Origin of the sequence: Bartonella sp. ML69XJBT (assembly GCF_028618515.1) — a bacterium.
Lineage (GTDB): Bacteria > Pseudomonadota > Alphaproteobacteria > Rhizobiales > Rhizobiaceae > Bartonella.
The window spans coordinates 1-2,237 of the sequence record NZ_JAQITB010000088.1 but is presented as its reverse complement, the minus strand read 5'-3'; the positions used below and the strand labels follow the sequence as shown (position 1 = coordinate 2,237).

Below are 2,237 nucleotides of genomic sequence, written 5' to 3'. Positions count from 1 at the left end.
AATTAAAAACATTATATTTCAATATGTTAGTATTTTAATGATACAACCCTTATCAAGATACAACCCATAAATTCAATCAATAATATATATTTGTCAGTTTGTGTCTGTAAATTGAACTGACAAAAGTAATCATTTCAATGACGCATAAAACCTATCAAAATACTCACTCTGATCTTTTTAAACACATAGTGCATTTGTCTTGAATGATATGTGAAATAAAGAGCAAATTTCACTATTCTGTTGTTGATCTGACTTACGTCATAGGCTGTGGATAAAGAGCCTTTTAAACCCTTTTTGAAAAAAAATATCCGTTTTTTCGCATTTTCCTGCATTTTTTTCTCAATTCGTCCAAAATGGATTTAATAAGCTTCATTTCGATTCTTTTGAAGAGAATTAACCCTCTCATACCAAAATGGAGCTCTGTTGTAATATGCTGCAATCTGTTAAGTCTGATAATAAACAAGTCACTTTACGCTCTCTGTTGGAATATTATCGCGAACAAGCAACATCAAATGCTGAACGGGGGAAAATTTTTGAAGATTTTGTTAGCAAATATCTTATGCATGACCCTCTCCATTATGGACGGTATGAAAAGGTTGAAAGCTATTTTGAATGGGCAAAAGAACGTAAAGATTGGAATAAAAATGATATCGGCATTGATCTAGTCGCTAAGCTTCGCAATCAAGAGGGATATGTCGCTATTCAATGTAAGTTTTATAAAGCAGATCATCAGATCAGTAAAAAGGATATTGATAGCTTTATCGCTGCCTCTGGAAAAGACATCTTTAAATACCGCCTTCTCGTTGATAGCACGGAAAGTGAATTAACTGACAATGTGAATGCAATGATTAAAGGACAAGCGATACCCGTTTATCGTATTGACCTTCGTTATATGGAAAACAGTCGTATAGACTGGCAAATATTTGCAACAAAAAAAGAAGTTGTTTTGAAATCAACAAAAGAGCCTCGTCCCCATCAAGAGGAAGCCATCAAAAGAGTCTGTGAAGGGTTACAAGAAGCAGACCGTGGCAAGTTGATTATGGCATGTGGGACAGGTAAGACTTTCACTAGCCTTAAAATAGCCGAAACTCTCGCCGGAAAAGGCAAGCGTGTGTTGTTTCTGGTGCCCTCCCTTGCTTTAGTCTCGCAAACGATCCGTGAATGGACAGCCGATGCACAAGTGCCCTTGCGTTCTTTTGCGGTGTGTTCGGATACAAAAGTTGGCAAGCGTCGTAAAAACCAAGATGATATTGTTGGCATGGAAACATCAGACCTTGTTCTCCCTGCTACGACGGATGCCAAAGCACTTGCCAAAGAGGCTTGTGAAAGCTTCGCAGAGGCAATGACAGTGATCTTTTCAACCTATCATTCCATTCAAGTGATTTCGGATGCGCAAAAAGACTATGGTTTACCCGAATTTGATCTGATCATTTGTGATGAAGCCCATAGAACCACTGGAACTTCATTGGGAAGTGAGGACAATGAATCTGAATTTGTTAAAGTTCATGATAACAGCATTATTCGGGGTAAAAAACGTCTATACATGACAGCAACGCCTCGTATCTTTAGTGAGACTGCCAAAAGACGGGCTGATGAGATTAATGCCGTTTTGGCGTCTATGGATGATGAGGTGCTTTTTGGCAAACAACTCCATCATTATAGCTTCGCAGAAGCTGTCGATAATGAACTTTTAACCCCTTACAAGATTGTGGTCTTAGGCATTGATGAAACCTATATCACACCAGCCATACAGGAGATTATTGCCAATGAAAACCGTGAAATTGATTTAGATGATGCGGCAAAAATTATTGGCTGTTATAGAGCTCTGACTAAAATAGATAAGGAAGCAGCTGTTGATGATGATGATACAGAGCCTATGCGTAAAGCTTTAGCTTTTTGCAAAGATATCAACACCTCTCAATATGTTACAAAGCTCTTCAATAAAATTATCAAATCTCATATCAATGATTTCCTTAAAACGGTTCCCTTTTTGAACTGTGAAGTAAGACATATTGACGGAAAGCAAAGTGTCAAAAAACGCAATGAAGAGTTGGATTGGCTAAGACAAGATGCGGGTAAAAATGTTTGTCGGATTTTAAGCAATGTAAGGTGTCTTTCAGAAGGGATTGATGTCCCTGCTCTTGATGCCATCATGTTTTTACACCCGCGCAATAGCCAAGTGGATGTAATACAGGCGGTGGGGCGTGTGATGCGTCGTGCCAAGGGAAAAAAGACGG

Annotated in this window: 1 protein-coding gene; it reads left to right on the top strand. The window is 38.4% G+C overall.

What is annotated here, in order from left to right:
• Window positions 1-430: 430 nt before the first annotated feature.
• Window positions 431-2,237: DEAD/DEAH box helicase family protein (locus PVV68_RS10105; RefSeq protein WP_273783009.1), on the top strand; the 1,807-nt coding region annotated here is incomplete at its 3' end.